Source organism: Pseudarthrobacter sp. NKDBFgelt, from assembly GCF_046097905.1.
GTDB lineage: Bacteria > Actinomycetota > Actinomycetes > Actinomycetales > Micrococcaceae > Arthrobacter > Arthrobacter polychromogenes.
Genome location: NZ_JBJURL010000056.1, coordinates 1 through 21,793, shown reverse-complemented (window position 1 = coordinate 21,793; position 21,793 = coordinate 1). Strand labels below are relative to the sequence as shown.

Annotated in this window: 24 protein-coding genes; 14 read left to right on the top strand and 10 right to left on the bottom strand. The window is 61.6% G+C overall.

Going from position 1 to position 21,793, the window contains the following annotated elements; all coding sequences use genetic code 11:
- The first annotated feature begins 175 nt into the window (after window positions 1-175).
- From ACKAE7_RS14720 to ACKAE7_RS14710, 3 genes are read left to right on the top strand one after another with little or no spacing between them, the layout of a single operon-like run.
- Window positions 176-508 carry a hypothetical protein gene (locus ACKAE7_RS14720; protein ID WP_408979564.1) on the top strand — a complete coding sequence of 111 codons (333 nt, stop codon included), beginning with the start codon at window positions 176-178 and terminating at the stop codon, window positions 506-508.
- Window positions 489-815 carry a hypothetical protein gene (locus ACKAE7_RS14715; RefSeq protein ID WP_408979563.1) on the top strand — a complete coding sequence of 109 codons (327 nt, stop codon included), beginning with the start codon at window positions 489-491 and terminating at the stop codon, window positions 813-815. The genes ACKAE7_RS14720 and ACKAE7_RS14715 overlap by 20 nt, the downstream gene beginning before the upstream one ends.
- Window positions 816-848: 33 nt before the next feature.
- A complete protein-coding gene (locus tag ACKAE7_RS14710; RefSeq protein WP_408979562.1) occupies window positions 849-1,865 on the top strand; it encodes an ATP-dependent DNA ligase in 1,017 nt (338 codons plus the stop codon).
- Here ACKAE7_RS14710 and ACKAE7_RS14705 read toward each other — a convergent pair.
- From ACKAE7_RS14705 to ACKAE7_RS14690, 4 genes are all read right to left on the bottom strand, one after another.
- Complete coding sequence (locus tag ACKAE7_RS14705) at window positions 1,862-2,008, bottom strand: hypothetical protein (protein WP_408979561.1); 147 nt, start codon at window positions 2,006-2,008, stop codon at window positions 1,862-1,864. The two genes, ACKAE7_RS14710 and ACKAE7_RS14705, sit on opposite strands and share 4 nt — an antisense overlap.
- A gap of 42 nt (window positions 2,009-2,050) precedes the next feature.
- Window positions 2,051-4,609, bottom strand: coding sequence for a DEAD/DEAH box helicase (locus tag ACKAE7_RS14700; protein WP_408979560.1), 2,559 nt, complete (start codon window positions 4,607-4,609; stop codon window positions 2,051-2,053).
- Window positions 4,609-6,675 (bottom strand): site-specific DNA-methyltransferase, encoded by a 2,067-nt coding sequence (locus ACKAE7_RS14695; protein ID WP_408979559.1) that lies wholly within the window; start codon window positions 6,673-6,675, stop codon window positions 4,609-4,611. Before ACKAE7_RS14695 ends, ACKAE7_RS14700 begins: the two co-directional genes overlap by 1 nt.
- Before the next feature lie 221 nt (window positions 6,676-6,896).
- Complete coding sequence (locus tag ACKAE7_RS14690; protein WP_408979558.1) at window positions 6,897-7,217, bottom strand: hypothetical protein; 321 nt, start codon at window positions 7,215-7,217, stop codon at window positions 6,897-6,899.
- A 163-nt stretch (window positions 7,218-7,380) separates the two neighbouring features.
- Between ACKAE7_RS14690 and ACKAE7_RS14685 the strand changes: the two genes are divergently transcribed.
- Window positions 7,381-7,554, top strand: coding sequence for a hypothetical protein (locus ACKAE7_RS14685; protein ID WP_408979557.1), 174 nt, complete (start codon window positions 7,381-7,383; stop codon window positions 7,552-7,554).
- Between the two features lie 99 nt (window positions 7,555-7,653).
- Here ACKAE7_RS14685 and ACKAE7_RS14680 read toward each other — a convergent pair whose 3' ends face one another.
- The gene (locus ACKAE7_RS14680) at window positions 7,654-8,451 is read right to left on the bottom strand and encodes a hypothetical protein (RefSeq protein ID WP_408979556.1); all 798 of its coding nucleotides are present in this window, start codon (window positions 8,449-8,451) and stop codon (window positions 7,654-7,656) included.
- Between the two features lie 164 nt (window positions 8,452-8,615).
- Here ACKAE7_RS14680 and ACKAE7_RS14675 point away from each other — a divergent pair, with 164 nt between their 5' ends.
- Window positions 8,616-9,395, top strand: coding sequence for a hypothetical protein (locus ACKAE7_RS14675; protein WP_408979555.1), 780 nt, complete (start codon window positions 8,616-8,618; stop codon window positions 9,393-9,395).
- 161 nt (window positions 9,396-9,556) lie between these two features.
- Here ACKAE7_RS14675 and ACKAE7_RS14670 read toward each other — a convergent pair whose 3' ends face one another.
- The 4 genes from ACKAE7_RS14670 to ACKAE7_RS14655 form a co-directional block, all read right to left on the bottom strand.
- Window positions 9,557-10,273, bottom strand: coding sequence for an SOS response-associated peptidase (locus tag ACKAE7_RS14670; RefSeq protein WP_408979554.1), 717 nt, complete (start codon window positions 10,271-10,273; stop codon window positions 9,557-9,559).
- Window positions 10,274-10,382: 109 nt separating this feature from the next.
- Complete coding sequence (locus ACKAE7_RS14665; RefSeq protein WP_408979553.1) at window positions 10,383-10,760, bottom strand: hypothetical protein; 378 nt, start codon at window positions 10,758-10,760, stop codon at window positions 10,383-10,385.
- 262 nt (window positions 10,761-11,022) lie between these two features.
- Window positions 11,023-11,670 carry a hypothetical protein gene (locus tag ACKAE7_RS14660; protein ID WP_408979552.1) on the bottom strand — a complete coding sequence of 216 codons (648 nt, stop codon included), beginning with the start codon at window positions 11,668-11,670 and terminating at the stop codon, window positions 11,023-11,025.
- Window positions 11,671-11,776: 106 nt separating this feature from the next.
- Window positions 11,777-12,187, bottom strand: a complete 411-nt coding sequence (locus ACKAE7_RS14655; protein ID WP_408979551.1) for a hypothetical protein — start codon at window positions 12,185-12,187, stop codon at window positions 11,777-11,779.
- A gap of 107 nt (window positions 12,188-12,294) precedes the next feature.
- On the opposite strand from ACKAE7_RS14655, the gene ACKAE7_RS14650 reads away from it, so the two are divergent.
- From ACKAE7_RS14650 to ACKAE7_RS14640, 3 genes are all read left to right on the top strand, one after another.
- A complete protein-coding gene (locus ACKAE7_RS14650) occupies window positions 12,295-13,146 on the top strand; it encodes a class I SAM-dependent methyltransferase (protein WP_408979550.1) in 852 nt (283 codons plus the stop codon).
- A gap of 31 nt (window positions 13,147-13,177) precedes the next feature.
- Window positions 13,178-13,594, top strand: coding sequence for a nucleotidyltransferase domain-containing protein (locus tag ACKAE7_RS14645; RefSeq protein ID WP_408979549.1), 417 nt, complete (start codon window positions 13,178-13,180; stop codon window positions 13,592-13,594).
- A 182-nt stretch (window positions 13,595-13,776) separates the two neighbouring features.
- Window positions 13,777-14,004, top strand: coding sequence for a hypothetical protein (locus ACKAE7_RS14640; RefSeq protein ID WP_408979548.1), 228 nt, complete (start codon window positions 13,777-13,779; stop codon window positions 14,002-14,004).
- 108 nt (window positions 14,005-14,112) lie between these two features.
- On the opposite strand, the gene ACKAE7_RS14635 is transcribed toward ACKAE7_RS14640, so the two are convergent.
- Window positions 14,113-14,295, bottom strand: coding sequence for a hypothetical protein (locus ACKAE7_RS14635; protein ID WP_408979547.1), 183 nt, complete (start codon window positions 14,293-14,295; stop codon window positions 14,113-14,115).
- A gap of 434 nt (window positions 14,296-14,729) precedes the next feature.
- Here ACKAE7_RS14635 and ACKAE7_RS14630 point away from each other — a divergent pair, with 434 nt between their 5' ends.
- From ACKAE7_RS14630 to ACKAE7_RS14605, 6 genes are all read left to right on the top strand, one after another.
- Window positions 14,730-15,356 (top strand): TetR/AcrR family transcriptional regulator, encoded by a 627-nt coding sequence (locus tag ACKAE7_RS14630; RefSeq protein WP_408979546.1) that lies wholly within the window; start codon window positions 14,730-14,732, stop codon window positions 15,354-15,356.
- Window positions 15,353-16,975: an MDR family MFS transporter gene (locus tag ACKAE7_RS14625; RefSeq protein ID WP_408979545.1), complete on the top strand. Its 1,623-nt coding sequence runs from the start codon at window positions 15,353-15,355 to the stop codon at window positions 16,973-16,975. Before ACKAE7_RS14630 ends, ACKAE7_RS14625 begins: the two co-directional genes overlap by 4 nt.
- A gap of 65 nt (window positions 16,976-17,040) precedes the next feature.
- Window positions 17,041-17,670, top strand: coding sequence for a TetR/AcrR family transcriptional regulator (locus tag ACKAE7_RS14620; protein WP_408979544.1), 630 nt, complete (start codon window positions 17,041-17,043; stop codon window positions 17,668-17,670).
- A 45-nt stretch (window positions 17,671-17,715) separates the two neighbouring features.
- A complete protein-coding gene (locus ACKAE7_RS14615; RefSeq protein WP_408979543.1) occupies window positions 17,716-20,250 on the top strand; it encodes an MMPL family transporter in 2,535 nt (844 codons plus the stop codon).
- Between the two features lie 106 nt (window positions 20,251-20,356).
- Window positions 20,357-20,860 carry a MarR family winged helix-turn-helix transcriptional regulator gene (locus tag ACKAE7_RS14610; RefSeq protein WP_408979542.1) on the top strand — a complete coding sequence of 168 codons (504 nt, stop codon included), beginning with the start codon at window positions 20,357-20,359 and terminating at the stop codon, window positions 20,858-20,860.
- Between the two features lie 257 nt (window positions 20,861-21,117).
- The coding region (locus tag ACKAE7_RS14605) for a glycosyltransferase family 2 protein (RefSeq protein WP_408979541.1) at window positions 21,118-21,793 on the top strand (676 nt) is incomplete at its 3' end.

Below are 21,793 nucleotides of genomic sequence, written 5' to 3'. Positions count from 1 at the left end.
CACCGAAGCATCTTCAGGACACCGGTATTGATCGAGCACTGGGCCTGCTCCAACAGCCTCCACCGCTTTAGAAGACTGCGCCCCGTCGAAGACAGGTGTCTTCGCTATAGAACGTATGACCTAAAAGGAGAGACGCACCGGGAGCTAATGGGAATATATGTTCTAAGGTTGTGGTATGTCCTCCGAAGACTTCGCTGCTGCGCTCCAGGCGCAGTACGCGCGGCGGGCCGGCCCGATCGGGCTGACCGTGGAAGAGCTCGATTTCAAGCACTTCCCGGCCAAGAACGGGTACCCAGGGATCCCGGTGAAGGCGTGGATCCGGTTCCCGAACTGCGCCGAGCTGGTGGACGGCGAAGTGTTCGCCTGGACAGCGAAGGCAGCCGAAGTGACGTGGAAGGACGGTCCGGTGACGTACCGGACTTGGGTGTGGAGTTCGGCGGTCACCCGCCGGGAGGAAATGATGAACAGGAATTTGGGAGAGCGGACCCGTGGCAAGAACAGCAAGTGACAAACCCCTTGATGTGCCGGTGCAGGTCCGGTTCACAGCTAAAGGCATTCCCCTGGCCATCAGGTATGACGGCCGGATCTGGGCTGTGGCCGCAGCGCCGGTGCGCTGGTTTACCCGCGCCGACTGGTGGAACACCAACAAGCGTGCCCCGGTTGGCTGCGGTGACCTGGTCAGCATCGAACACTGGCAACTCCAAGTCAGACTGACCTCAACCTCGGCGCTGCGCACCTTCGAGCTGCGCCGCGACCCACTGTCCGAGCAGTGGCTGCTCGCAGCCATCACGGACGCCGGGGCAGCCGCCGCCTAAGCCTGGCAGGGCTGGCGGCTGTAGCGTGGCGCTATGACAGAGGACGTGCCCCCGGCCCTGCATCCGCCCGTGTCGCTGGCCCTGGCTAAGGCCGTTGATGCGATCTCGGCCGAGGCCGCGTTACCTGGCGGCGCCCGGTATGAACCCAAGTGGGACGGTTATAGGGCTTGTGCCCTGGTAGCGGCTGGCGGAGTGTCCTTGTACTCAAGGCAGGGCAAAGATTTATCCCGCAATTTTCCGGAGCTTCAGGAGGCTCTGGCAGGACAGGTTCCGCCCGGTTGTGTCCTGGATGGCGAGGCCGTCGTTTGGGCCGGTAACAGGCTCGATTTTGACGCCCTGCAGCGACGCCTGGTGGCTTCCCAGGCTGGCCTGCCGGCCCTTGTCCGGGAACGCCCGGCGTCGTTCGTTGCCTTCGATCTGCTGGCCGTCGCCGGGCACGACATCAGGGACGCGCCTCTGGAGCATCGCTGGGAGCTGCTGGAGCAACTGGCCGCCGACTGGGTGCCGCCGCTGAACCTCTCCCCCATCACCCGGGACCGTGCGCTGGCGCTCACGTGGTTCGAGGAACTGCACCACGCAGGCTTGGAAGGAGTCATGGTCAAAGGTGCCGGACAGGCTTACCAGGGAGGCGTAAGGCAGTGGATTAAGGTGAAGCGCCGCCAATCCGTGGATGTGGTGTGCGCTGCTGTCATAGGCCCGATGGACCGGCCGCAGCACGTTGTGGCTGGCTTGCCCATGGAGGGCCGACTACGAATTGTTGGACGCTCCACGGTGTTGCCGGCGAAGGCTTCCCGGGAGCTGGCGGCCTACCTGCGTCCACCGAAGGGCGCGCACCCATGGCCGGAAGTCATCACGGAAACCACGCTGAACAGGTTCAGTAAGGACAAGGGCCCGGTGGCCCTGACTTTGGTAGAGCCCTTGGTGGTGGAGGTTTCCGCCGATGTCGCCTGGACAGGCAACTCCTTCCGCCACTCCGTTAGGTACCTTCGACCGCGGCCAGAGCTATCCTCTGCCGACGTCGTCCTGCCGGACCGGCTTCAGTCGGGCTAGCGATCCGTGCGGATCACTATAAGGTTTTGGCCCTCTTCAAGAAGCGCGTACAAGTTTTCTCGCGCTTCTTCATAGGTGTCACCTTCGGCCTCGATGTGGTTGTAGCTGCCGTCCTTGTTGGTAATGGTGCCGGTGAGTATCACCGCACGAGTCTATGTGTGCCTGCGCATGGCGGCTCGATGAACTCAGTACGCCACAGAAGACTCGCGGTATGCGAAGTCTGCGTCGACCGCATCCAGTACGACTTTCCTCACCTGGGGCAATGTGAAGTCGAGGACTCGCAGCTCGCCGTCAATCCGAGAAATGGACTCAATGCGATGGAAGCTCTCGCCGTACACCTCCGCGAATCGCGCTAGCCCCCGGAGTTTCGGCAACGCATCAGGCAGCCACGACCCGTGCGGATCGACAATATTGGCTCTGACCCCGTCAGAACCTCCGACGAAGAACAGGAAGTCCGGGCGGAGAGTCCGCCAGGCTCCGTGGGAATCCTGGTAGGCGATGCTCATGGAGTCGCGGCCCCCCGTAGGGTTGCGATACCAGGCGAGCAGGTCGCCGCGCTGAATCTCGGTATCGAGTACCTGAACCTCATCGGGGTTGAGCTTTCCGACCGGGAACATGCCATCTTCGTCTGAGAGCAGATGGAGGGGGCGCTGGTCGAGTATCTCTGTGACCTCGCCGAGCACCTTACGAGTCTCCTCCTGACGGTTCTTCGGCAACGCCATGGAGATTAGTTGAGGGTCAGTGCTCATGGCAGTGATCTCCGCGTACAAGCTTTGACGGGACTCGGACAGCGTCTTGATCGCTACCCGGTGCTTGTTCAGCCACTCCGACGACAGTGAATCAGCCGCCGCGTCAAGCGCTGGCCGCGTCTGCGGCAGCATCGCAAGCCCTGCTACGCGCACATGTGCGTCACGGAGCACGTCCTCGTCATCAGCATCCGCCGCGAGGTGGTCTACGTAGCTGCGGGCTATGTCGGGCGTCACCGTACGTGTGGCATTGCGAAAAGCTTCTTGGATAGCTCGATCGTCGGCAGCCTCAGTCCAGGCTTCATCAGCCCGAAGACCGTAACGCGCGTGCCCGCGGACAGTCCCACCAGCCACCGTCAGCACGTCCGATTCGGCCTTCCCGAGCTCCTGCGGGTATTGCGCGGCCAGACCGTTGAGGACTCCATGTAGTCGGTCATGCGCGATTCGCCCGGCCTCTGGCACCAAGCCGTCCGCCGCAAGCGCGTGCGCGAGTGAAGTCAGGCGTTTCATCGGGTTGGCATGCTTACGCGGCAAAGTCTCGGCAGGAAGCTCGGTGAACAGTGCCCACACCGACTCCGGAATGCGGTGGTTCGGGGTCATAAGCTGCGGGTCGATCAACACACGCTGGCCCGTTCCACCACCTGTTTCGGAGAGGTCATTGCCCATGATCTGTTCGAGCACCCGACTGGCTGTGGCCTTGTTGAACCGCGGCAGGATGCACTCGACGCTGTTTAAGACATCGTCACCCTCGACCCGGCGTGCGAGCGGGGTGCGAATCATGCGGCCCAACAGCTGCGTAATGTGGGTCTCATCCTCGGCTGGACGGAACGACACCATCACCTCTGCACGAGGACAGTCCCACCCCGTGCTGATGGCATCCTTCGCCAGCAGCACACGAATGTAGGTCGCGTCCTGCACCCGCTCAGGCGAGATGTACGGAACACTGTGTCCGCCGAAAGTCTGAGCGGTGTGTTCGCCGAAGACATGAGCGAAAGCTTCGGGGCCGATCTCGGGCCATTCGTTACGGATGACGTCAATGGCGGACGCCACCTCCGTCGGTGACGGCTTGTTTGGCACCTGGAGCACCAACAGCGGCTCGATCGGATCTGGTTCTTTTTGGGCAACGGCATACTCCGCCCAGGCAGACGATAGCTTTTTCACCTTGCGGACGCCCCGGCGCAGCAGAACAGTGTTGAAGTCTCCGGTCTCCGCAGGAAAGTCGAGGACGATATCGTCTTTGAGGAGTCCCGACTCCTGGATGCGCACGGGGTCCACAGTAATGGTCCGGAGGTGGACCCGGTTGTCCTGTACCTCCGCAGCGCTCATTGCGTCCTCGAACCGCTTTACAGTCGCGGAGATGCCCCACACGATCGGAACGGGAGGGACGGAGCTGTGACCATTAATCAGACGCTTCACGATTGTAGGAGTGTCCGACGCGCGTCGGCCCATGCCTCGGTGCGCCTCGTCGAGCACCATATAAAGAGTGGTGCTTTCGTCCTCGATGGTGTTCCGCAGCGTGTCCCAGAACGTGAAAGGCACGGTATCCGGGTTCGACTCGATGCCTGGCAAAACTCCCTCTGCATCGTGTCCCCGTACCAGCAGACTATTCCTTGACAGCTTCGAGGTGTTGAGGAAGTACACGTGGCCAGGCTGGAGCTTCCGATACCGGAATGGGTGCTCGACCGTGACGAGTCGGTTGCGGAGCCGGTCTGACGCTTGCTCCAGGCGGTGCCGCGTCTGTTGATTGAGTGAAGGGTCGTCGCTGAACCACAGCACAACCGCCCCTGGATCAACAACCGTGTCGAAGTCTTCGCTCCCCCAGAAGAGAGCTTCAATGACTCCAGCTGCCATCACCGTCTTGCCTGCGCCGGTGGTGGCCGTGAGCGCCACCGACGTCACTCTCTTGCGTGCGCCGTGATAGAACTCCCGGGCGTCAGCAAGTTCCGTCAACGTGTCTCCAACGGCATCTGCCTGATAGTCCTTGAGCGTGAAGCGCATCAGAAGTCACCGTTGCTTTCGCAGTTCCTCAGGTAGTCCTCGTACAGACGAACGGTCTCGATTCCCGGGATCTCGTTCGCGATCTGTTGATAGCGCCCCTCATCATCCGTCACGATGAAGGCGACACGGACATCTTCTTCCAACTTGAGCGCCGCGATGAAGTCAGTTGAAAGGTCGAGATCCTTGATGACCCCGTAGGCCTCCGCGACCGCCCATCCTTTCGAGAGATCGTCGATCCGCCGTCCCCTGGAACCCGCTCGAAGCCATAGCATTGGCGCGATGGCCGAGAATGCGCGATCCGTGCTGACTCTCCAGGGTGATTCGTAAGTCAGGGTGAAAAACGCGGCGTTTTCCTCAAAGCCATCGGCCATGGGGAACTCGTCGACGAACTTGTACTCGCCCTTGATCGGCTTGCCGTCAGGCGTTTGTCCAGTGATTGCAGCACGAATGCGCGGCTTTGTGATGTAGTCACAAATGCCCCACCGTTCCCACTCGGGATCACCGGGACGAAGGCCCTCCTTACGAAGCTTCGTCTGCTCGTCCGCGCCGACTTCGTTGTTCGTCACGGAAATCGAGACGCGCCGCCCACCATCTTGTTTGTTCAGGCGCATCACCGCGTGGGCCGTGGTACCAGAGCCGGAGAAGAAGTCAACGATAGTCGCATTGGGCTTGGCCTGGACATAGAACCGTAGTGCGTCTTCAACCGCGAACAATGACTTCGGAAAAGGGAAACGGCGGCCCGGAATGATCTGCTGCAGGAGGTTCGCTCCCCACCGGGATGCGTCATGAGATGAAAGGGTCCATATTGTCTTCGGCGTCGCACGCTTGACGCCAGCGCCGTACTCGACCACGACAGCACCCTTCTCGTCACGCCCGACTACGCGAATCTCGCCTGATTCGATCATCGCGACTGCACCGCCCTGTAGATAGCCGAAGGAGTGTCTTCCGCTCCGGCGGTTGTATGGTCCTACCTTGATATACCCCTTCGCGATTAGTTCCCGGCATGACTCGGCAACGGTCCGCCAGCGACCGTCGGAACCATCAGGGCGCTGAGGCGGCCATACGGCCCGGGTGCCCTGCGGGACAGGAACAGTGGCTGGATCGACTCCCCAGTCGATAGCGTCCCCGACGCTATGGATCGTTTCGCTTTCAATGTCTACGAAGATCGGGAAGAACGCACCGGGGCTATTCCGTCGGCCGGCGTTCCCTCCGTATCTGGCAAAGTCTGCCCAGCGCACCGTCTGATCTTTACTGACGTCACTGGCTTCCTTGTCATTGTCGATCATCGACCTGGACCACTTTGTAAGCTCAGCATCGCCCAGTGTGACGAAGAAAATGAACTCGTTCACACGTGAAAAATCCCCCGCGCCGGACGAAATCCCCTGCGGATTAATCTGGGTCGAGATGACCTGAATTCGCGCCTCCGGGAACGTCTGCTCCAAGAGCAAGCCGAGCCGGAGATGCTCCTTCTCGTCGATCGTAACGATCAGAACCGAGTCGTCAGGATTCAGGAGACGCTTCGCCAACTTGAGCCGGCGCTCCATAAAAGCCAGCCACTTCGAATGCCGGTACAGATCGTCGCTCTCGACGTAGTCGTTGTTGTACTTCCAGTCCCGGGCGCCGGTGTTATAGGGCGGATCAATGTAGATTGCGTCGACGGCGCGCTCGTGCGTGAACGTGAGTTGTTCGAGAACATGAAAGTTCTCGCCGTTGATCACGGTGTGGAAAGGTTTGTCCCCGCCCCGCTCGACGGTGCCGTCCGGGCGTAAGCCGGGATAGATCCAGTCGCGGAACTCGGCCACCAGGATAAGGTCATCGCTCTGCAAGGTACGACTCTCGCCCTCGGAGCTATCGAGAAGCGAAATGTCGGCAACATCGCCGCGCATCGCGTCTACTTGCCAAAGCCGCCTGTCGCCCTGGGTGGTCGAACCTCTCGGCGCAAGGACCCTGACCTTACTTCCTTTGCGAATCTTATGGCCCGCGAGTTCGACAGCCTCAGGCGCATGCCGTTCAAAGTTGAGGCCGAAAGGTAGACGCTTTTGCAGCGGCCGAATTTCATCTTCCAAATCCCTGCCAAGCTGCGGGTCAAGCTGTCTAGCAGCGCGCAGAAGGTCCGTTAGCCGCGACATCCCCATCCTTACTTTCACATGAGACGAGTTCGCGTCCCACGCTGACCGCGTGGTGCGAACTCAACTCCAACCCTACCCGGGCGGCCTACCTGATCCGGTCACAGCTAGCGGCTATGCCGTTCATGGTGATTGGAAGCTTAAGGGCTAAGGGGATCCCACTAGAGTCTGTCGATCCAAGTGTCTTCTTCGCGGTTATCCCACGCCGATCCGGTGCTTACTGCCGTGGAACTATGCAGACCTTCGATGCGCTGAATAATGCGCCGCGCCTCGATGGCCTTCAGCTCGCGGAGGCTCGCTACTTCGCGGACGACGACGGATTCGATCAAAGTTTTACGATCGTCCTGTCTGGCTACCCCAGCCCTTTCAAACGCATCACGAATCGCTTGTACCTGCTCCGTTTTGATCGGGGGCGGAACAATGACGTTCGGAGACGGGGCTGGCTCGTCGATCTCAAAGAGGGAAGCAGTTTCGTCGTACACAGGCATCGATCCTACTGCCCTCGTAAAACACCAAGGGCCCGGTCCTGCCAAGGACCGGGCGCTACGCGAGTCGCACGACATTCTGTCGGTCGATAAATTCATACGTTCGCTGTTCAATCAAGCCTTCCCACACCCCTCACTCGAGTTCCGGCATAGAGAAGGTATGGCTAAGAAGAAAAACCGCACATGCAAGAACGACCAGGGCCGACCCAAGGGACCTCTGCAGCGGCTGGCCCGCCTCGGTGGCGAAGCGCTGCTGCAGGGCGTTTGCCGGTCCATCGGCTACCACCTTGGAACTGCCGCAATACTCACGTGGTGGCTGCTGGTGGCCGGCTGAACATGGGAGGCCTCTGAGAAACGAGTCTCGGAGGCCTCCGATGTTGGTGCGCCCGATACAGGTGCTGGTTCTAGCCGATCAGGCAGATTCGTATGGCGTTTAGTGGTCGGGCTGTGTTGCTGCGCTGGCTTCGGCCCTCCATACCTCCACGATGTCGGTCCTGAGCATCTTCCGAAATCGTTTTTGCTTGCCGGCATTGATTTCAAGTGCGAGTTCACGGAGTTCTACGGCTGCGCTCCCCTTCCAGTTCAGCCGGAGGGCACCAGCGAGGAGATCATCTGGGCAGAAGTAGTGACCAGCTGCCTTCAGTTTCGTCAGCCCCTCTGTGACGCTGGAACGGTCGGAGCTGTGCGACAGCCCTGTGCTGGAATTGATCATGTTTGTGAAGGTCTTGAGCGCTTCCCAAATGACTGGATCCGAAACCACAGGACTCTTAGCCTCGATCTCGGGGCCGCCCAGGTGTTTGGGGTTGTAGGCGCTGACCCAAGGTTGTGCGCCCGCTGATGTCGTTGACATGAACGTCTCCCGGAAATGGGACGGCCCCGTAATTCCCACAGCGGCGATGGCCGAGGGTCCTCGATGCTCTTCGATTTGCCACAATGTCTGCGGCAGCGGCCTGTAGGCCAGTACTGGCCCCGTCGGCAGGCGGACAACTTTGCCCCGGGCATCTGGGTAGACGGTTGCTCCTCCACGAACCAGCGCTTCAAGGAGCGGTTCGTCTTTAAGATCGAACCTACTGCCGATCTGAATGCCAATTGCCCGCAGGTTTCCATCAGCTTGCGCGTGGCACCATTCAATTGAGCGCTTCAAGTCGTCGACGGGGTCAGGGTGATCCGGACCATCGGGCAAAGCAGTGTAGGCGCGCGGGACCGATGTGCGGTCTTCTTCAAACATCATCTCCTGATGATGCCTGAATGCCCTGACATTAGTGTGACGTCCTGCTCCAGGCCGATTCCTTGGAACTGGGACGGTCAACGGTGTCTGCCTTGGACACGCTTCGGGGATTTGTCTTGGGCGTGTCGCCATTTCGGGAGACGAGGCCCCACAACCACTCTTAGTAGATGAAAGACTCACAAAACCCCGAGAGCACGGGTGCGCGGATCCTCGCGGATCTTCGCCATCTTGTAAAGAACCTCCCTCCTGTGCCCCCAATCCCTCTCAACGGCGGCGCACGCAAAGACTTGTCCGCTGCACATGCCCGCGGCATGACCTGGGGCTGGATGATGCGGGTTCTTAGAACCTCGGAGGCCATAGCCGCTATGGAGCGGGTCGGATACGCGGTGGAGGCCTCCCCCCTTCGCAGATCTGCGATCGAGCACGTCATCCGGCTACAGTGGGCCCGCACTGTTGACCCCTCTTCGCTTGTGGAGCTCGCCCTCAAATATCGGGCCTGGAGTCTGGAAAAGGTTAAGAACGCCGCATCGAAGGGAAGCCCGTTACCTGAGGGAGCGCTGGAACTCATAGAGGAGTTGGCCGGCGAGGCCGATCCTGAGCACCCTGGTTCCTACAAAGACCTCACGTCGCTCATGCATGATGTACCTGATTACATGATCCTGTACCAGGGATGGCTCACAGAGACGCAAGAGTCTCATCCCACCCTGACCAGTGCTGCACCATACTTTGCGGTAAGCGATGACTGGACCTCAACAGACCTGAGAACACGGCCCAGGCCTCCTCAGATTTTCCCCGTTGAGTTACCCACTCTTACGCTCCTGGCTGTAGAGGCGTTCGTAGAAATAGTCGGGATAGCTGACCAAGTGGCAGCGCCCTTGGCCGAGATACGCGCGCGAATAGAGCAATTGGGGGCTGAACGTCATGTCGCCCCAGAATCTGAGGATTGAACGAGGCCGTCGCTGTGGGACTAGGACAGAGTTTTCGTCCGACCACCTCGCCACGCCTGAGCAACAACGCAAGGGCGTCTCAGTTCCTTGGAAGCCGGACCTCCCATTGGGACGCCCCCGCTGGCGGCTGGGAATCGCGAGATAAGTATCGCGGCATGGGCCTATGTGGATGCCCGCTCGGCCGGCTCAATAAGTTCCGGCCCATTGTTGCGCACGCTGTTGACCCTGGGACTGACAATCCGAGGTGTCAGGGTCGGTTCCGGTAGAGAGTCCAGCAAGTGCTGGATGTCGTTCGTGTTGGTCAGGTCCGGGTCCAGCCATTCAGCGAAGCGGTCTCGCGGAATAATGACCGGCGAACGGTCATGGACGTGCCCCAACGCGTCCTGGGTCGTCATGGTGAGCACTGTGCAGCTCAGCAGCCAACGGCCCGGATCGTCCTCGGGCAGAGATGGGTCCGCCCACCACTCGTAAAGGCCTGCGAAGCCCAGCAAGGGCTCTTGTTCGGAGTACAGGTAGTTCGGGATCTTCTTGCCGTCCTCTGTCTTCTGCCACTCGTAATACCCTTCCGCCGGGACTATCGCACGCCGCTTCACCGCCGCCTTCCGGAAGGACGGCTTCTCCAAGATGGACTCGCTTCGGGCGTTGATCAGCTTCGAGCCGATCTTGACGTCCTTGGCCCAGGACGGCACCAAGCCCCAACGGGCGACGAGCAGGTGCCGATCAATTGTTCCCTCATCCAAGCGTTCGGCAACGATCGGGACGCTTTGGGTTGGTGCCACGTTCCAGCTCGGCGGCGGTGGGCTTCCCTCTACCTCTTTGGCCTCAAAGTGGCTCAGAAGGTCACCCGTTGCTTTGGACATAACGTATCGGCCGCACATGAAGCCCATTCTGCCTGAGAGCTAAGGGCTGTACTTGAATCACGGGGAGTAAGCGGCCTTACCTTGGGTTCCTGCGCACATCCTTCGTGCGAAACGACGCAACGATCGGCTAGGTCGTGACCTCTCGCAACAGCTTGCCCAGGTCAGCCAATACCTGATTGGCTTCACCAGCCTTCGCGTACGGCCCAGGCATTCGAAAAACACGGGCACCCCAACTGGTGGTTTTCTCCTGCAAGCCGGGTTTTGATTTTCTCAAGCCAAGCAACGCCTGAACCGGATGCCGAAACACCCCAATCACCAAGGGAGCTCCTCGGGCCGCCAACGAAGCCTCAAGTAAAGGCAAACCCTCATGAATCCGGGCAGCTTTCACCTGCTTCTCCCCCAGGGTCGGAAACTTCACGATGTCTGTAAACGCTATTCCGTGCTGCACTGCGGCGTCATCAAGGAAGGGCGCGACGTCCGGATCGAATAGGCCCGCTTCAGCCATGCGCAACAGCTGACGCCGACCTGCCGGCCCCTGGTAATAGTGGCCCTCTCTGACACTCCTCGGTGCGGGATTTAGACCCACCACGGCAGCAACAAGGCGGTGCTCAGGCCACAAATCAGCAAGCGTCAGCTCCCCTGATCCAACCAGCAACCTCTCCTGATGCCCAATCAACACACCGGCCCCATTCCTAAGCGCACTTTTCACACGACTCGGAGACTGTCAGATGTATGTGCCTGCGCTACAAACCACAACACGATGGGCCCTATCCTTCTGCCATTTGCAGAACTGCGGAGGAATCGTCCTGTTCAAGGTGAAGGGTTCCCGGTAAGTGCGCCGGCCGATACCAGCTCCTGCCGGAGTTGTCCCGGAAACGAACGTCCACCGCCTCTTCCATTGTCAAACCCTGGTCCTTGGGCTTTGGCTTCACTTCGAAGCTTCTGATAGCTCCCGCAGCCACTACGGGTATCTGACTGAACTCTGAAGTGCCCAACGACCAGTGAGTAATACCAACTTCCCAAATCGGTTGGTCCGATGCGTTTTGAACCACGATCTGCCATTTGGCCCCGTGGTACTGAAACGCTTTGCCAGGAAGGCCTACAAATGTGGGGTCTTCAGCCTTCTCCCATTGAAGCCAACAGGCCACACGTTCCGCTTGACTGCGGATGACCGCTTGACGGTCGGCCGCTGCCTGCACCGCTATTGCCGCCTCTTGGGTCCTCCTGAGCTTGCGTTCATGCAGTGAAAATCCAAGAGAAAACAGACCAAAGACAACGGCGGCAGCGGTTGCGCCTACCGTGCCCCAAGCAGAGAACACATCCGCCCAGGACGGATCGTTCGAGGGCAAAGAACAGGTCAAGATGTTAGGGGCGCTGTCGCGAAGCTGGTCAACAGCACAGGTGATAGTTTCCACGGCCCCAATCGTATGTGTGGAGATACATAGGCGCCTGATGAAGTGCCGCATCGAGGAAGGGCCGCCGGGGTCATCTGGGCGGCCCTTCCTTGGAGTTGCCAAGCCACTACACGTAAGAGATAGGGTTTTGCGCCCGATTTAGTTGAACAGTTTCTCCCACACGCGAATCTCCCTCAAGCAGATCTCCAACGACTTCGAGGCGATTGTCATGTTTGATAAGTCCTCGCACCTTGGCAACAGCAAGGATCGTGCCCTTCGAGTTCACAATTCGCACCTCATCCTCTTCGATGGCCCTACTGGCCTTCATCACCCAGCACCCTCGTCCTGCTTCCCAGGCATCCTTCTCGGACATATCGGGGGATGCTCCGACCGCAGCCCTTCCCAACGGATCCATCGCGGGGTCAACGATTCGGTACTCCCCTAGTTTTATCTGCAACATCGTGTCCTCCCTTAGCGCCATGATCGAGTTATCTTGACGTCTTGTTATCAAGATAACGCGACGGTCCATACTGGTCAAGCACGAGGGCTCGTGGCGGTTCTCATGGGTGCGCACTCAGCCGCGTCCCAATTCCTTAGAACTGGGACCCCGGAGATGTTGACATACAACGCTGTAGACTCGCTCGCATGGCTGACAAGCGCACTTTAGTCGACTGGGATATTGCACGCGCGAGCAACCTCGACAACTGGGAAGACAGGGTCCCGCTGCATGAAGAGGCTTATGAAATCAGGGACCTGGACGATCCCGATCACCTGACCAGCGTTGTCAGGACGGACCTGGCTGCACTGGCACCATTCCTCCCCGAGGGAACGGTCTCGGGGTTGGATGTGTGTCATCTCCAGTGCCACATCGGCACCGACACGCTCTCTCTCGCCAAGGCAGGGGCCCGAGTCACCGGCGTGGACTTTTCCCCTCGCGCCTTGGCCTCAGCGGCCAGCCTGGCCAAACGCCTGGGCATCGCGGCAACGTGGGTCGAAACCGACGTTCTCGATGCCCGTACTGCCGTCGACGGTGACTTCGACTTCGTCTACACCAGCATCGGCACCATCAACTGGCTGCCTGACTTGGACCGCTGGGCAAACCAGGTAGCAGGGCTCCTCCGGAACGGGGGCATGTTTTACATCCGCGACGGGCACCCCGCTCTCTACAGCGTGGACGAGCACGCCGATGGACTGCAGCTCCGCTATCCGTACTTCGGTAACGGCGAAGCGCAGCTGTGGAATGACGAGTCGACGTATGCGGGTGACGGCAAGGTGGCTCATTCGCGTACATACCAATGGGCGCACCCCATCTCCAAGATCATCAACTCTCTCATCACGGCGGAGCTGCAGATCCTTCGTGTGGAAGAGGGCAGGACGCTTCCGTGGAAGTTCGCCCCCCGGATGGTGGAGGTGGAAGGAGGCTTCGCCTGGCCAGAAGCCGAACGTGACCTCGTGCCGTGTACTTATACGATCATCGCCCGGAAAACAGGCAAGTAGACCGCGATCATCGCACTGACGGAGAAGTGATTTGGCAGAACACCAAAGCATTCAGGAGATCGCACGCGCCTTCGTTCAGGAGGAACATCCTGGGGCATGCGCGTCGATCCTTGGCGGTAGTGCCGCTACCGGGACAGCAACCTCAACCTCGGATCTCGACATCGCCCTCCTATACCCGGCCGGCCACTCCAACTACGCCCAAACCAGTCGTTACCGGGGATGGATCGTGGAGGCCTTCATTCACACCCCGGAAAGCCTTCAGTTCTGGTACCGGATGTCGTTTTCAGAAGTCGTCTGCACGGAATGTCAGAAGTCGTCTGCACACGTCATTGCCAGAACCCGCCGATCACTTCATCCCCGACTCCGGGCCCTGTCCACGCGGCACCGTTTACCGTCAGGTACCCCCGCTCCTCAAATGAACAGGGGCGTCTGTGCCTGGCTACTTTGAGGATAGGGACAAGGAGCAGAATCGGCCTTTGTGCAGAGGAGGCCGGACCAGCCAGTGCTCAGAAGCCATCTGCAGAACCCCACCCCGGCCCGGGGCCGGCCACTTAGGAACGGAATCCACAGGAAGACCACTTGGACCGCCCGGGCTTAGCCGCGTGCCTTCGGGCTGCCACACTGTGGGCTATGCCGTACTTCCTTGAGTATTTCACCGGCGTTGGTGCCGGATGTTTCGCTGTGGAAGGGAGCGACTTCAGTGCCGTCCTGGCTAAGGCGGCAGAAGCTTTGAGGGGTTTGGAGTGCACCAGGGCGGAGGTGTTGTATTCGCCTGGCCCGATTCCCGTCTTCGGTGGAGGTAGGGTCCTCGCCGCCTACACGCGCTCCGATGGCTGGGTCATTCTGGAGGCGACGTAACGCACCCTGCCTCTCGATTTGAGACGGAATACCTCAGCCGCGGGTGTAGCGTCAGGGACTCCCGCGACTGGGAACCGGGGGTTCAGTCCAGGCGAATTCGGGGAAAGGTTAGAAGTCGGTGATGATCTCGAAGTCTTCGGGCGGCTGGCCGCATATGGCAGCAGCGGCGCAACGTAAAGCATGAGGGATGTCGTCTATTGTGCCGGCGTGAGCAGTCAGTTCCGGCAACTGCAGTGTCTTGACGGTGAAGAGCCCATCAGAGGCACTGGAGATGTAAGCGTTCAATTTCAAGTGTTCTGTCCTTCATGATCTGGTCGTAAAGACGCTATCGCGCGATCGATGTACCCGCAGGTAAGCGCTGGTATCGACGGACAGTTTCCTTCTTCTTGCCGGGTGCGGGATGGCAGCTAGTGGGTGGACTCTGATGGTGGCCGGCTGTGCAGGGGCTTATTGATACCGGCCCCTTCCCAGGCAGTGTTGGGCCGTTGCCCTCCAGATCCACCTGCCACTTCGTGTTGGAGCGTACATTCGGGACGAAAAGCCCGGCGTTCCGCGCGCCCGGAAGCCATTGCCCCTCTCCGCTCCGTCCTGGAGAGCGAGCCTGCCGGTCTGCCCCTGTCATGGCTTCGCAATTTCCATTTCGCGCCTGCGCCCAGTCTTCTTCTCCTTGCAGAACTGCAAGTGTGCATTTCTGAAAGACGTGCACTTGTGCAATTATTTATGGCATGACCAAAACTGCGGTTCCCTCCCTGCGGGAGCGTCGAAAAGCCGAAACGTGGACTGCCCTCCATGAGGCGGCTGCGTCGCTGGCCTTGGAGCGTGGGCTTGAGCAGGCGACGGTCGAGGCCATCGCGGACAGCGCCGGCGTATCACCCCGGACATTTTTCAATTATTTCCGGGCCAAGGAGGATGCCGTCCTGGGCCTCCAGGAGCCTGTACTGGATCCGCAGCTGGTGTCCCAGCTGTCTCCCCGGGGTGATCTGGTAGGGCAGGTTTCGCGGCTGCTGGTTTCGGTGGCGCGGACGGCTCTGGGGAGCACTGATGCACTGCGACGCAGTCAGCTCATGGCCGCGTATCCTCATCTGGCCCAGCGTCAGATGGAATACATGGTCAAAGCTGAGGCGTTGGTCTGCCAGGCTGTGGCTGGCGTGCTCGCCGGTGATCCCTCATGGGCCGCCGGATCCGGGGGCTTCGACGCTGACGATACTGCGCGGATGCTTGTCATGATCGCCGGCGTCCCTGTCCGCTTTAATCTCACTTCCCCGGCCTACGACCCTGTCCGGGGCCTCAGGCCGGAGGACCTTGATCCCTCTCTGGATCTTCTTCGCCAAATTCAAAGGAAACTTTTATGACCGACATTCCTGCCCGACAGGCCGCGCCTGAAGGAAAGCAGCACATTATCCTTCTGTTCGTCGGGCTGATGCTTTCCATGCTCCTGGCCGCGCTGAACCAGACGGTACTCAGCACCGCGCTGCCCACCATCGTGGGGGAACTTAATGGCGTGAGCGACATGCTCTGGGTGATCACCGCGTTCATCCTCGCCTCGACCATCACCATGCCTGTCTACGGCAAACTCGGCGACCTGATGGGCCGTAAAGCCCTGCTGATGGCCGCCATAGTGCTGTTCATGGCCGGTTCTGTGGTCGGCGCGCTGGCAGAGAACATGGGTGTGCTCATCACCGCCCGCGTCATCCAAGGTTTGGGTGGCGGTGGCCTGATGATCCTGTCCCAGGCGATCATCGCAGATGTCGTTCCGGCCCGCGAACGCGGCAAATACATGGGCGTCATGGGCGGCGTTTTCGCCATTTCCTCCGTTGCCGGACCGCTGCTGGGCGGCTGGTTCACCGAAGGCCCCGGTTGGCGCTGGGTCTTCTGGATCAACATTCCGCTGGGCCTGCTGGCACTGGCCGGCGCTGCGTTCTTCCTCAAACTCCCCAGGCGCAGCGGGAAACCCCGTCTGGATCTGGGCGGCATGGTGCTGATCGCCATTGCAACGACCTGCCTGGTGCTGTTTGCCACCTGGGGCGGAAGCAAGTATGAGTGGAACGATCCCATCATCCTGGCTCTGATCGCCGGCACCATCCTGGCCGCCGTGGCTTTTGTCCTCGTGGAGCGGCACACGGCCGAACCGATCATTCCCCTGCACCTGTTCAAGGACCGCAACTTCAACCTCACCACCATCGCCGGCCTGCTCATTGGTGTTGCGATGTTCGGCGCCATTGGCTACCTTCCGACATATCTTCAGATGGCTTTCAGTGTCAACGCCACCGATTCGGGGCTGCTGATGATCCCGATGATGGGAGCCCTTCTGGTGGCTTCGGTGGTGTCCGGGCAGCTGGTCAGCAGGACAGGCCGGTACAAATGGATGCCGATCGCCGGTGGTGTCATCGTGGCGGTGGCATTGGCGCTGCTTTCCACCCTCAAACCGGAGCAGCCGCTGTGGGAGATCTGTGCCTATCTGGCCGTCATGGGCCTGGGCCTGGGCCTGAACATGCAGATCCTGGTCCTGATCGTCCAGAATTCCTTCCCGCTGCGTGAGGTCGGCACGGCAACAGCATCGAACAACTTCTTCCGCCAGATCGGCGCCACCCTGGGATCAGCTGTTGTGGGAAGTCTCTTCGCGCACCGCCTGCATGATCTGCTGATTGAACGGCTCCCGGCCGCGGCCGCAGGGGGCGGCGCGCCCGGAGGGTCCAACTCGCTGACACCGGCAGTGGTGAACGCCCTGCCGGCCCCGGTCAAGGAGGCGATCATCTCCTCCTACAACGACGCCCTGACACCCATCTTCGTCTGGATGGTTCCACTGGCGCTGATTGCGACAGTGCTGCTGTGCTTTGTCAAGGAGAAGCCGTTGGCCACCGCCGTCGAACATGACGTGCTGTCAGAATCGATTTCCGAGGGCAACATCCTGATTACCGCTGACGACGCCGAGAACGATGCCCCGGCCCAGGCGGCCAGCTCCGGCCGGTAAGTCAGGCCACCGGAGCCTACCCGCAGGTTTGCACCCCGTGCAAACCTGCGGGTAGGCTTTTTTCCATGAGTGCTTCTCCGGAGACGGTCCGCTCCGTCCAGCCCGGATGGGAAGCGAACAAAGCCGCGACCCGCAGCGCCATTGTGGAGACGGCGATGAATCTGGTCCGCGTCAAGGGCCCTGGGCGGTTTACAGTGGACGACATTGCCGCGGCCGCCGGGGTGTCACGGCGGACGTTTTTCAATTACTTCCCCAGCCGTGAGGCAGCCCTTGTGGTCAGCATCGAGGACTTCCTGGACCATGCGGCTGACCAGTTCCTGTCCCGCCCCGCGGAAGAGCCGCTGGTCGAGTCGATGTACGAGGTGCTGATCGCCCTTGCGGATCCGATCCACCTGGCCGCGATGGCCGAGGTATACGGCCTGGCCGGGACTGATGCGCAGATGAACCGGTTCCAGCTCCAAGGATGGCAGAACTGCGCCGACAGGCTGGTCACCGCGATCAGTCAACGCCCGGGAGCGGACCACGACCCCCTGTATGCCAGTGCCTTGGTCGGCTCGGTCCTCTCCTCGGGGAAAGCCGCGCTGTCCCAGTGGTACCGCCGCACCGGCGGCGATGTTACCGAGGAGTCCCTGACGCTGCTGCGCCAGCTCCTGGTCGACGTGGTCGGTTACCTGCGTCACGGCTTCACCCAATAGCCCAACCCCCGTTAGTCCAACCTTTTATCAGAACGGCTGAAATCTATGGCATCCCTGCTTTACCACTTGGGCCGGCTGGCCTACCGGCGCCGCTGGTGGGTCCTGGCTGTATGGACAGCCGTGGTACTGGGCACCGGCGGCGCTGCTGTCGCGTTCCAGGGCACCATGAGCAACAACTTCAGCATTCCGGGCACCGAAAGCCAGCGCGTCCTGGACCAGCTCGAAGAGGAACTGCCCGAGGCAGCCGGCGGCAGCGGTGCGGTGGTCTTCCACGCCGGCTCCGGCAGTTTCACGCCCGCCCAGGAACAAGCCATCGGAGATGCCCTGGACCGGCTGAAGGACATTCCGGAAGTCCAGTCAGCTGCCAGCCCTTTCGAGCTCCAAGACCAGATCGATGCCGGAGCAGCCCAGCTCGCCGAGGGCAAGGCCCAGCTGGACGCGGCCAAAAAGCAAATCACTGAGGGCCTCCAGCAGCTGGACGCGCAGCAGGCCCAGTTGGACGCTGCTGCTGCCGCAGGGGTCCCCGGCATGGACCAGGCCCTCGCCCAGCTGAAAACAGCCCGTGAACAGCTGGACGCCGGTGCGAAGGAAATCGCCGCCAACGAGGAAGCTCTGGCTTTGGGCCAGCGCAAGCTGGACGCCTCAGCCGGGATGCGGACCGTCTCTGCAGACCGAACATCAGCCGTCACACAGATCCAGTTCACCCAGTCGATCTATGAAGTCGCGCCCGAAGTCCGCGAAGAGGTGAAGGAAACCATCCTGGCGGCCTCCGCTTCAGGGGTGGAGGTGTACCTGAGCCAGAGCATCACCCAGGATGTCTCCGAAGTCCTCGGCACCGCCGAAATCATTGGTGTGGGCGTCGCTGCCCTGGTCCTGATCGTCATGCTCGGAACCCTGGTCGCTGCCGGCCTGCCGCTACTGATGGCCATCATCGGCGTGGCCGTGGGTGTTGGTGCCACCTTTGCACTCTCCGGTGTGATTGAAATGGCGTCCGTGTCGGTATTCCTGGCCCTGATGCTCGGACTCGCTGTCGGCATCGATTACTCACTCTTTATCGTCAACAGGCACCGGTCCCAGCTGCTGCACGGGATGGCCATGGAGGAATCCGTGGCCCGGGCCACGGGTACGTCGGGAAATTCGGTGCTGTTCGCCGGCCTGACCGTCGTCATCGCCCTTGCCGCCCTGGCCGTACCCGGCCTTCCGTTCCTGACCATCATGGGCCTGGCAGGTGCCGGTACCGTCGCGCTGGCCGTGCTCGTCGCACTGACCCTGACCCCTGCAATGCTCGGATTCATCGGAACCCGGGTCCTGTCCAAACGGGCCTGGGACAAGGCCCGCACCGCGAACGCGGCCGCTGCCGAGAAAGCTGCCAGGGCCGGGACATCTCCCGAAGCCCTCGAAGAAGCCGAGGATCAGGAACACAGCCGCCATGGCTGGGGCGCGTTCGTGACCCGTCATCCCATCATCGTTCTAACCGTTACTGTCCTGGCACTGGCTATCACCGCCCTCCCGGCGGCCCAGCTCCGGGTAGCCCTGCCCGACGGAGGCACCGAGCCGGTGAACTCCGACGCCTACAAGGCCTACTCCACCCTTGGCGAGTCTTTCGGAGAGGGCGTCAACGGCCCGATCATCGCCGTCGGCAAACTCCCGGCAGGGCTAAGCGCCGCCGAATCAGAAAAACTGCAGTACGACGTTGCGGACCGGCTCCGGGACGTAAAAAACGTCACCGCAGCCCTGCCCGCCCTCCTCAGCGAGGACGGCCGGACCGCGATCTTCCAGGTCATCCCGGCCGAGGGACCAGCCAGCGCCAGCACCGAACAGGTCGTCGCCGACCTGCGCAGCGCCGCCTCGGACATCGAAACGGACACCCGGGTGAGCATCGGCCTGACCGGCCAGACAGCTGCCAACATCGACGTCTCCGAAAAACTGTTCAACGCCCTTCCCCTGTACCTGGGCGTCGTCATCGGACTCTCCCTGGTGCTGCTGCTGCTCGTCTTCCGCTCCATCCTGGTCCCGCTGCTGGCAACGGGCGGGTTCCTGCTCTCCATGGCAGCGACCTTCGGCGCCATCGTCGCCGTCTACCAGTGGGGCTGGCTCGGCGAGATCTTCGGGGTCCATAACCCGGCGGCGGTCCTGAGCTTCCTGCCGATCATCCTCATCGGCGTGCTGTTCGGCCTGGCCATGGATTACCAGGTCTTCCTCGTCTCGGGCATGCGCGAATCCCACATCCACGGAGAAGACGCCCGCAGCGCCGTCCGGACCGGCTTCAGCCATGGTGCACGCGTCGTGACCGCCGCGGCGATCATCATGACCGCCGTCTTCGCAGGCTTCATCTTCTCCGGACTGACCATGGTCCGCCCGATCGGGTTCAGCCTCTCCTTCGGCGTTTTGGTGGACGCATTCCTGATCCGGATGACCATCATCCCCGCAGCGATGCACCTTCTCGCCGAGAAGGCCTGGTGGATCCCCCGCTGGCTGGACCGCATCCTGCCCGACGTCGACGTTGAAGGCGCCAAACTCCCGGCCGCGCCTGCCCCCGCCGGACCGTCAGCCCCGGAACTGGTCAGCACCCGCGACTGACACGACGTCTCCAGCGCCTGCCGCGACATGGCCCCCGACCGGCCACCGCCCTGAAGAGGCCCGCGGCAGGCCACCCGAGTCCTTCCGAAAGGATAGCGAGAGCACCATGACATTGCAGGAGGCAACCGTTGCGGCCCTGGAAGAAAAAATCGGTACCCTCCAGCGGGTTTTGCGGCGCCTGACCGTTGCCAGCCTGGGGCCCGGCCGGCCGGGTGCGGCCCTGCAGGCCGTGATGCGCCTGCTCGCTGAGTCAGGGGAATGCCGCGCCCGGGACCTCTGTACGGACCTCGGGGTCGGTGCCCCCGTACTCAGCCGCCACATCGCCGACCTCGAAGAGCGCCGTCTCGCCGTCCGCCGCCGCGACCCCAGGGACGGACGCTCACAGCTGATCACGCTTACCCCTGCCGGATTCGCCGAGCTGCAGGAAACCGGGGACAGCCGGTCAGCGCTGCTGCGGCGCGCCCTTGCCAGCTGGCCGGAGACGGAGGCGCGGAACACCTCCGAAGCCGTCGACAGGCTCGCCCGCACCTTGGACTCCTACCTCCGCGAACATCCCCATCCCCCGCCCCCTCACCACGGACCGGACGCCGGGACCCCCGAGGCCGGCTAGCTGTTTCAGGCCCGCCTCCAGGCGCCGCCCTGACCGGAACAGATCTCAGATAAAAGCAGCCTTGGATATCAGTTCAGGAGGGCTGTCTGCACGGAAAAGCCGGACCTTGAGTGCGGCAACCCGGCCGGAGCCCACTGGCACGGTCATCGATGGCCCCGCTTTGTGACTCTCCGGGCGGGTCGTGACGGTTGCTCTCCATTCCTCAGCCGGGGCCGGCCGTCTCGCTGCGGGACAGCAATAGTTGACATACTCAGACCGTGAATCTGTCCCTGTCCGTCGTGATCCCATGCAAGGACGACGCCGGCCCCCTGTCCCGTTGCCTGGAAGCCCTCAATGCCCAGACAGTGACTCCGCTGGAGGTCATCGTGGTGGACAACAACTCAAGCGATGACAGCGCGCGGGTAGCGGCCGGGTATGGTGCACGGGTGTTCAGCGAGAGAGCACCGGGGATCGCTGCCGCAGCTTCCACCGGCTACGACGCCGCCCGTGGCGACGTGATTGTCCGCTGCGATGCCGATACCGTTCCGCCGCACGACTGGCTGGAACGCATCGCCCACCGCTTCACGCTCGATTCGGACGTGGCGCTCCTGACCGGGCCGGGTGACTTTTACGACGCCGGTCCGGTCAGGGCCCGGCTTGCCGGGCTCGGCTATATGCAGGCCTACTTCCTCTTCATGGGCGCCGCCATGGGCCGTTGGCCACCTTTCGGCTCGAACTGTGCCTTCCTGCGTGCGGACTGGGTAAGGGTCCGCGGCCGGGTCCACCGCCACGACCCGGACGTGCACGACGACGTCGACCTCGGCTTCGCCCTTGAACCCGCCCAACGCACTGTGTACGACCGCCGGCTGCGGGTCGGCATCTCGGCGCGCTCCCTTGCAGGCGGTGCCGCCGGCCGCCGGCGGCACCGCCTGCAAGGAAGCGCGCCGAGATGCC

Bases quoted from the DNA above. Each gene is read 5' to 3' on its own strand.
- ACKAE7_RS14630 (WP_408979546.1), top strand. From the start codon at position 14,730: ATGACCAAAACTGCGGTTCCCTCCCTGCGGGAGCGTCGAAAAGCCGAA.
- ACKAE7_RS14620 (WP_408979544.1), top strand. From the start codon at position 17,041: ATGAGTGCTTCTCCGGAGACGGTCCGCTCCGTCCAGCCCGGATGGGAA.
- ACKAE7_RS14710 (WP_408979562.1), top strand. From the start codon at position 849: ATGACAGAGGACGTGCCCCCGGCCCTGCATCCGCCCGTGTCGCTGGCC.
- ACKAE7_RS14680 (WP_408979556.1), bottom strand. From the start codon at position 8,451: ATGATGTTTGAAGAAGACCGCACATCGGTCCCGCGCGCCTACACTGCT.
- ACKAE7_RS14720 (WP_408979564.1), top strand. From the start codon at position 176: ATGTCCTCCGAAGACTTCGCTGCTGCGCTCCAGGCGCAGTACGCGCGG.
- ACKAE7_RS14640 (WP_408979548.1), top strand. From the start codon at position 13,777: ATGCCGTACTTCCTTGAGTATTTCACCGGCGTTGGTGCCGGATGTTTC.
- ACKAE7_RS14670 (WP_408979554.1), bottom strand. From the start codon at position 10,273: ATGTGCGGCCGATACGTTATGTCCAAAGCAACGGGTGACCTTCTGAGC.
- ACKAE7_RS14665 (WP_408979553.1), bottom strand. From the start codon at position 10,760: ATGGCTGAAGCGGGCCTATTCGATCCGGACGTCGCGCCCTTCCTTGAT.
- ACKAE7_RS14685 (WP_408979557.1), top strand. From the start codon at position 7,381: ATGGCTAAGAAGAAAAACCGCACATGCAAGAACGACCAGGGCCGACCC.
- ACKAE7_RS14615 (WP_408979543.1), top strand. From the start codon at position 17,716: ATGGCATCCCTGCTTTACCACTTGGGCCGGCTGGCCTACCGGCGCCGC.
- ACKAE7_RS14650 (WP_408979550.1), top strand. From the start codon at position 12,295: ATGGCTGACAAGCGCACTTTAGTCGACTGGGATATTGCACGCGCGAGC.
- ACKAE7_RS14610 (WP_408979542.1), top strand. From the start codon at position 20,357: ATGACATTGCAGGAGGCAACCGTTGCGGCCCTGGAAGAAAAAATCGGT.
- ACKAE7_RS14625 (WP_408979545.1), top strand. From the start codon at position 15,353: ATGACCGACATTCCTGCCCGACAGGCCGCGCCTGAAGGAAAGCAGCAC.
- ACKAE7_RS14675 (WP_408979555.1), top strand. From the start codon at position 8,616: ATGAAAGACTCACAAAACCCCGAGAGCACGGGTGCGCGGATCCTCGCG.
- ACKAE7_RS14700 (WP_408979560.1), bottom strand. From the start codon at position 4,609: ATGCGCTTCACGCTCAAGGACTATCAGGCAGATGCCGTTGGAGACACG.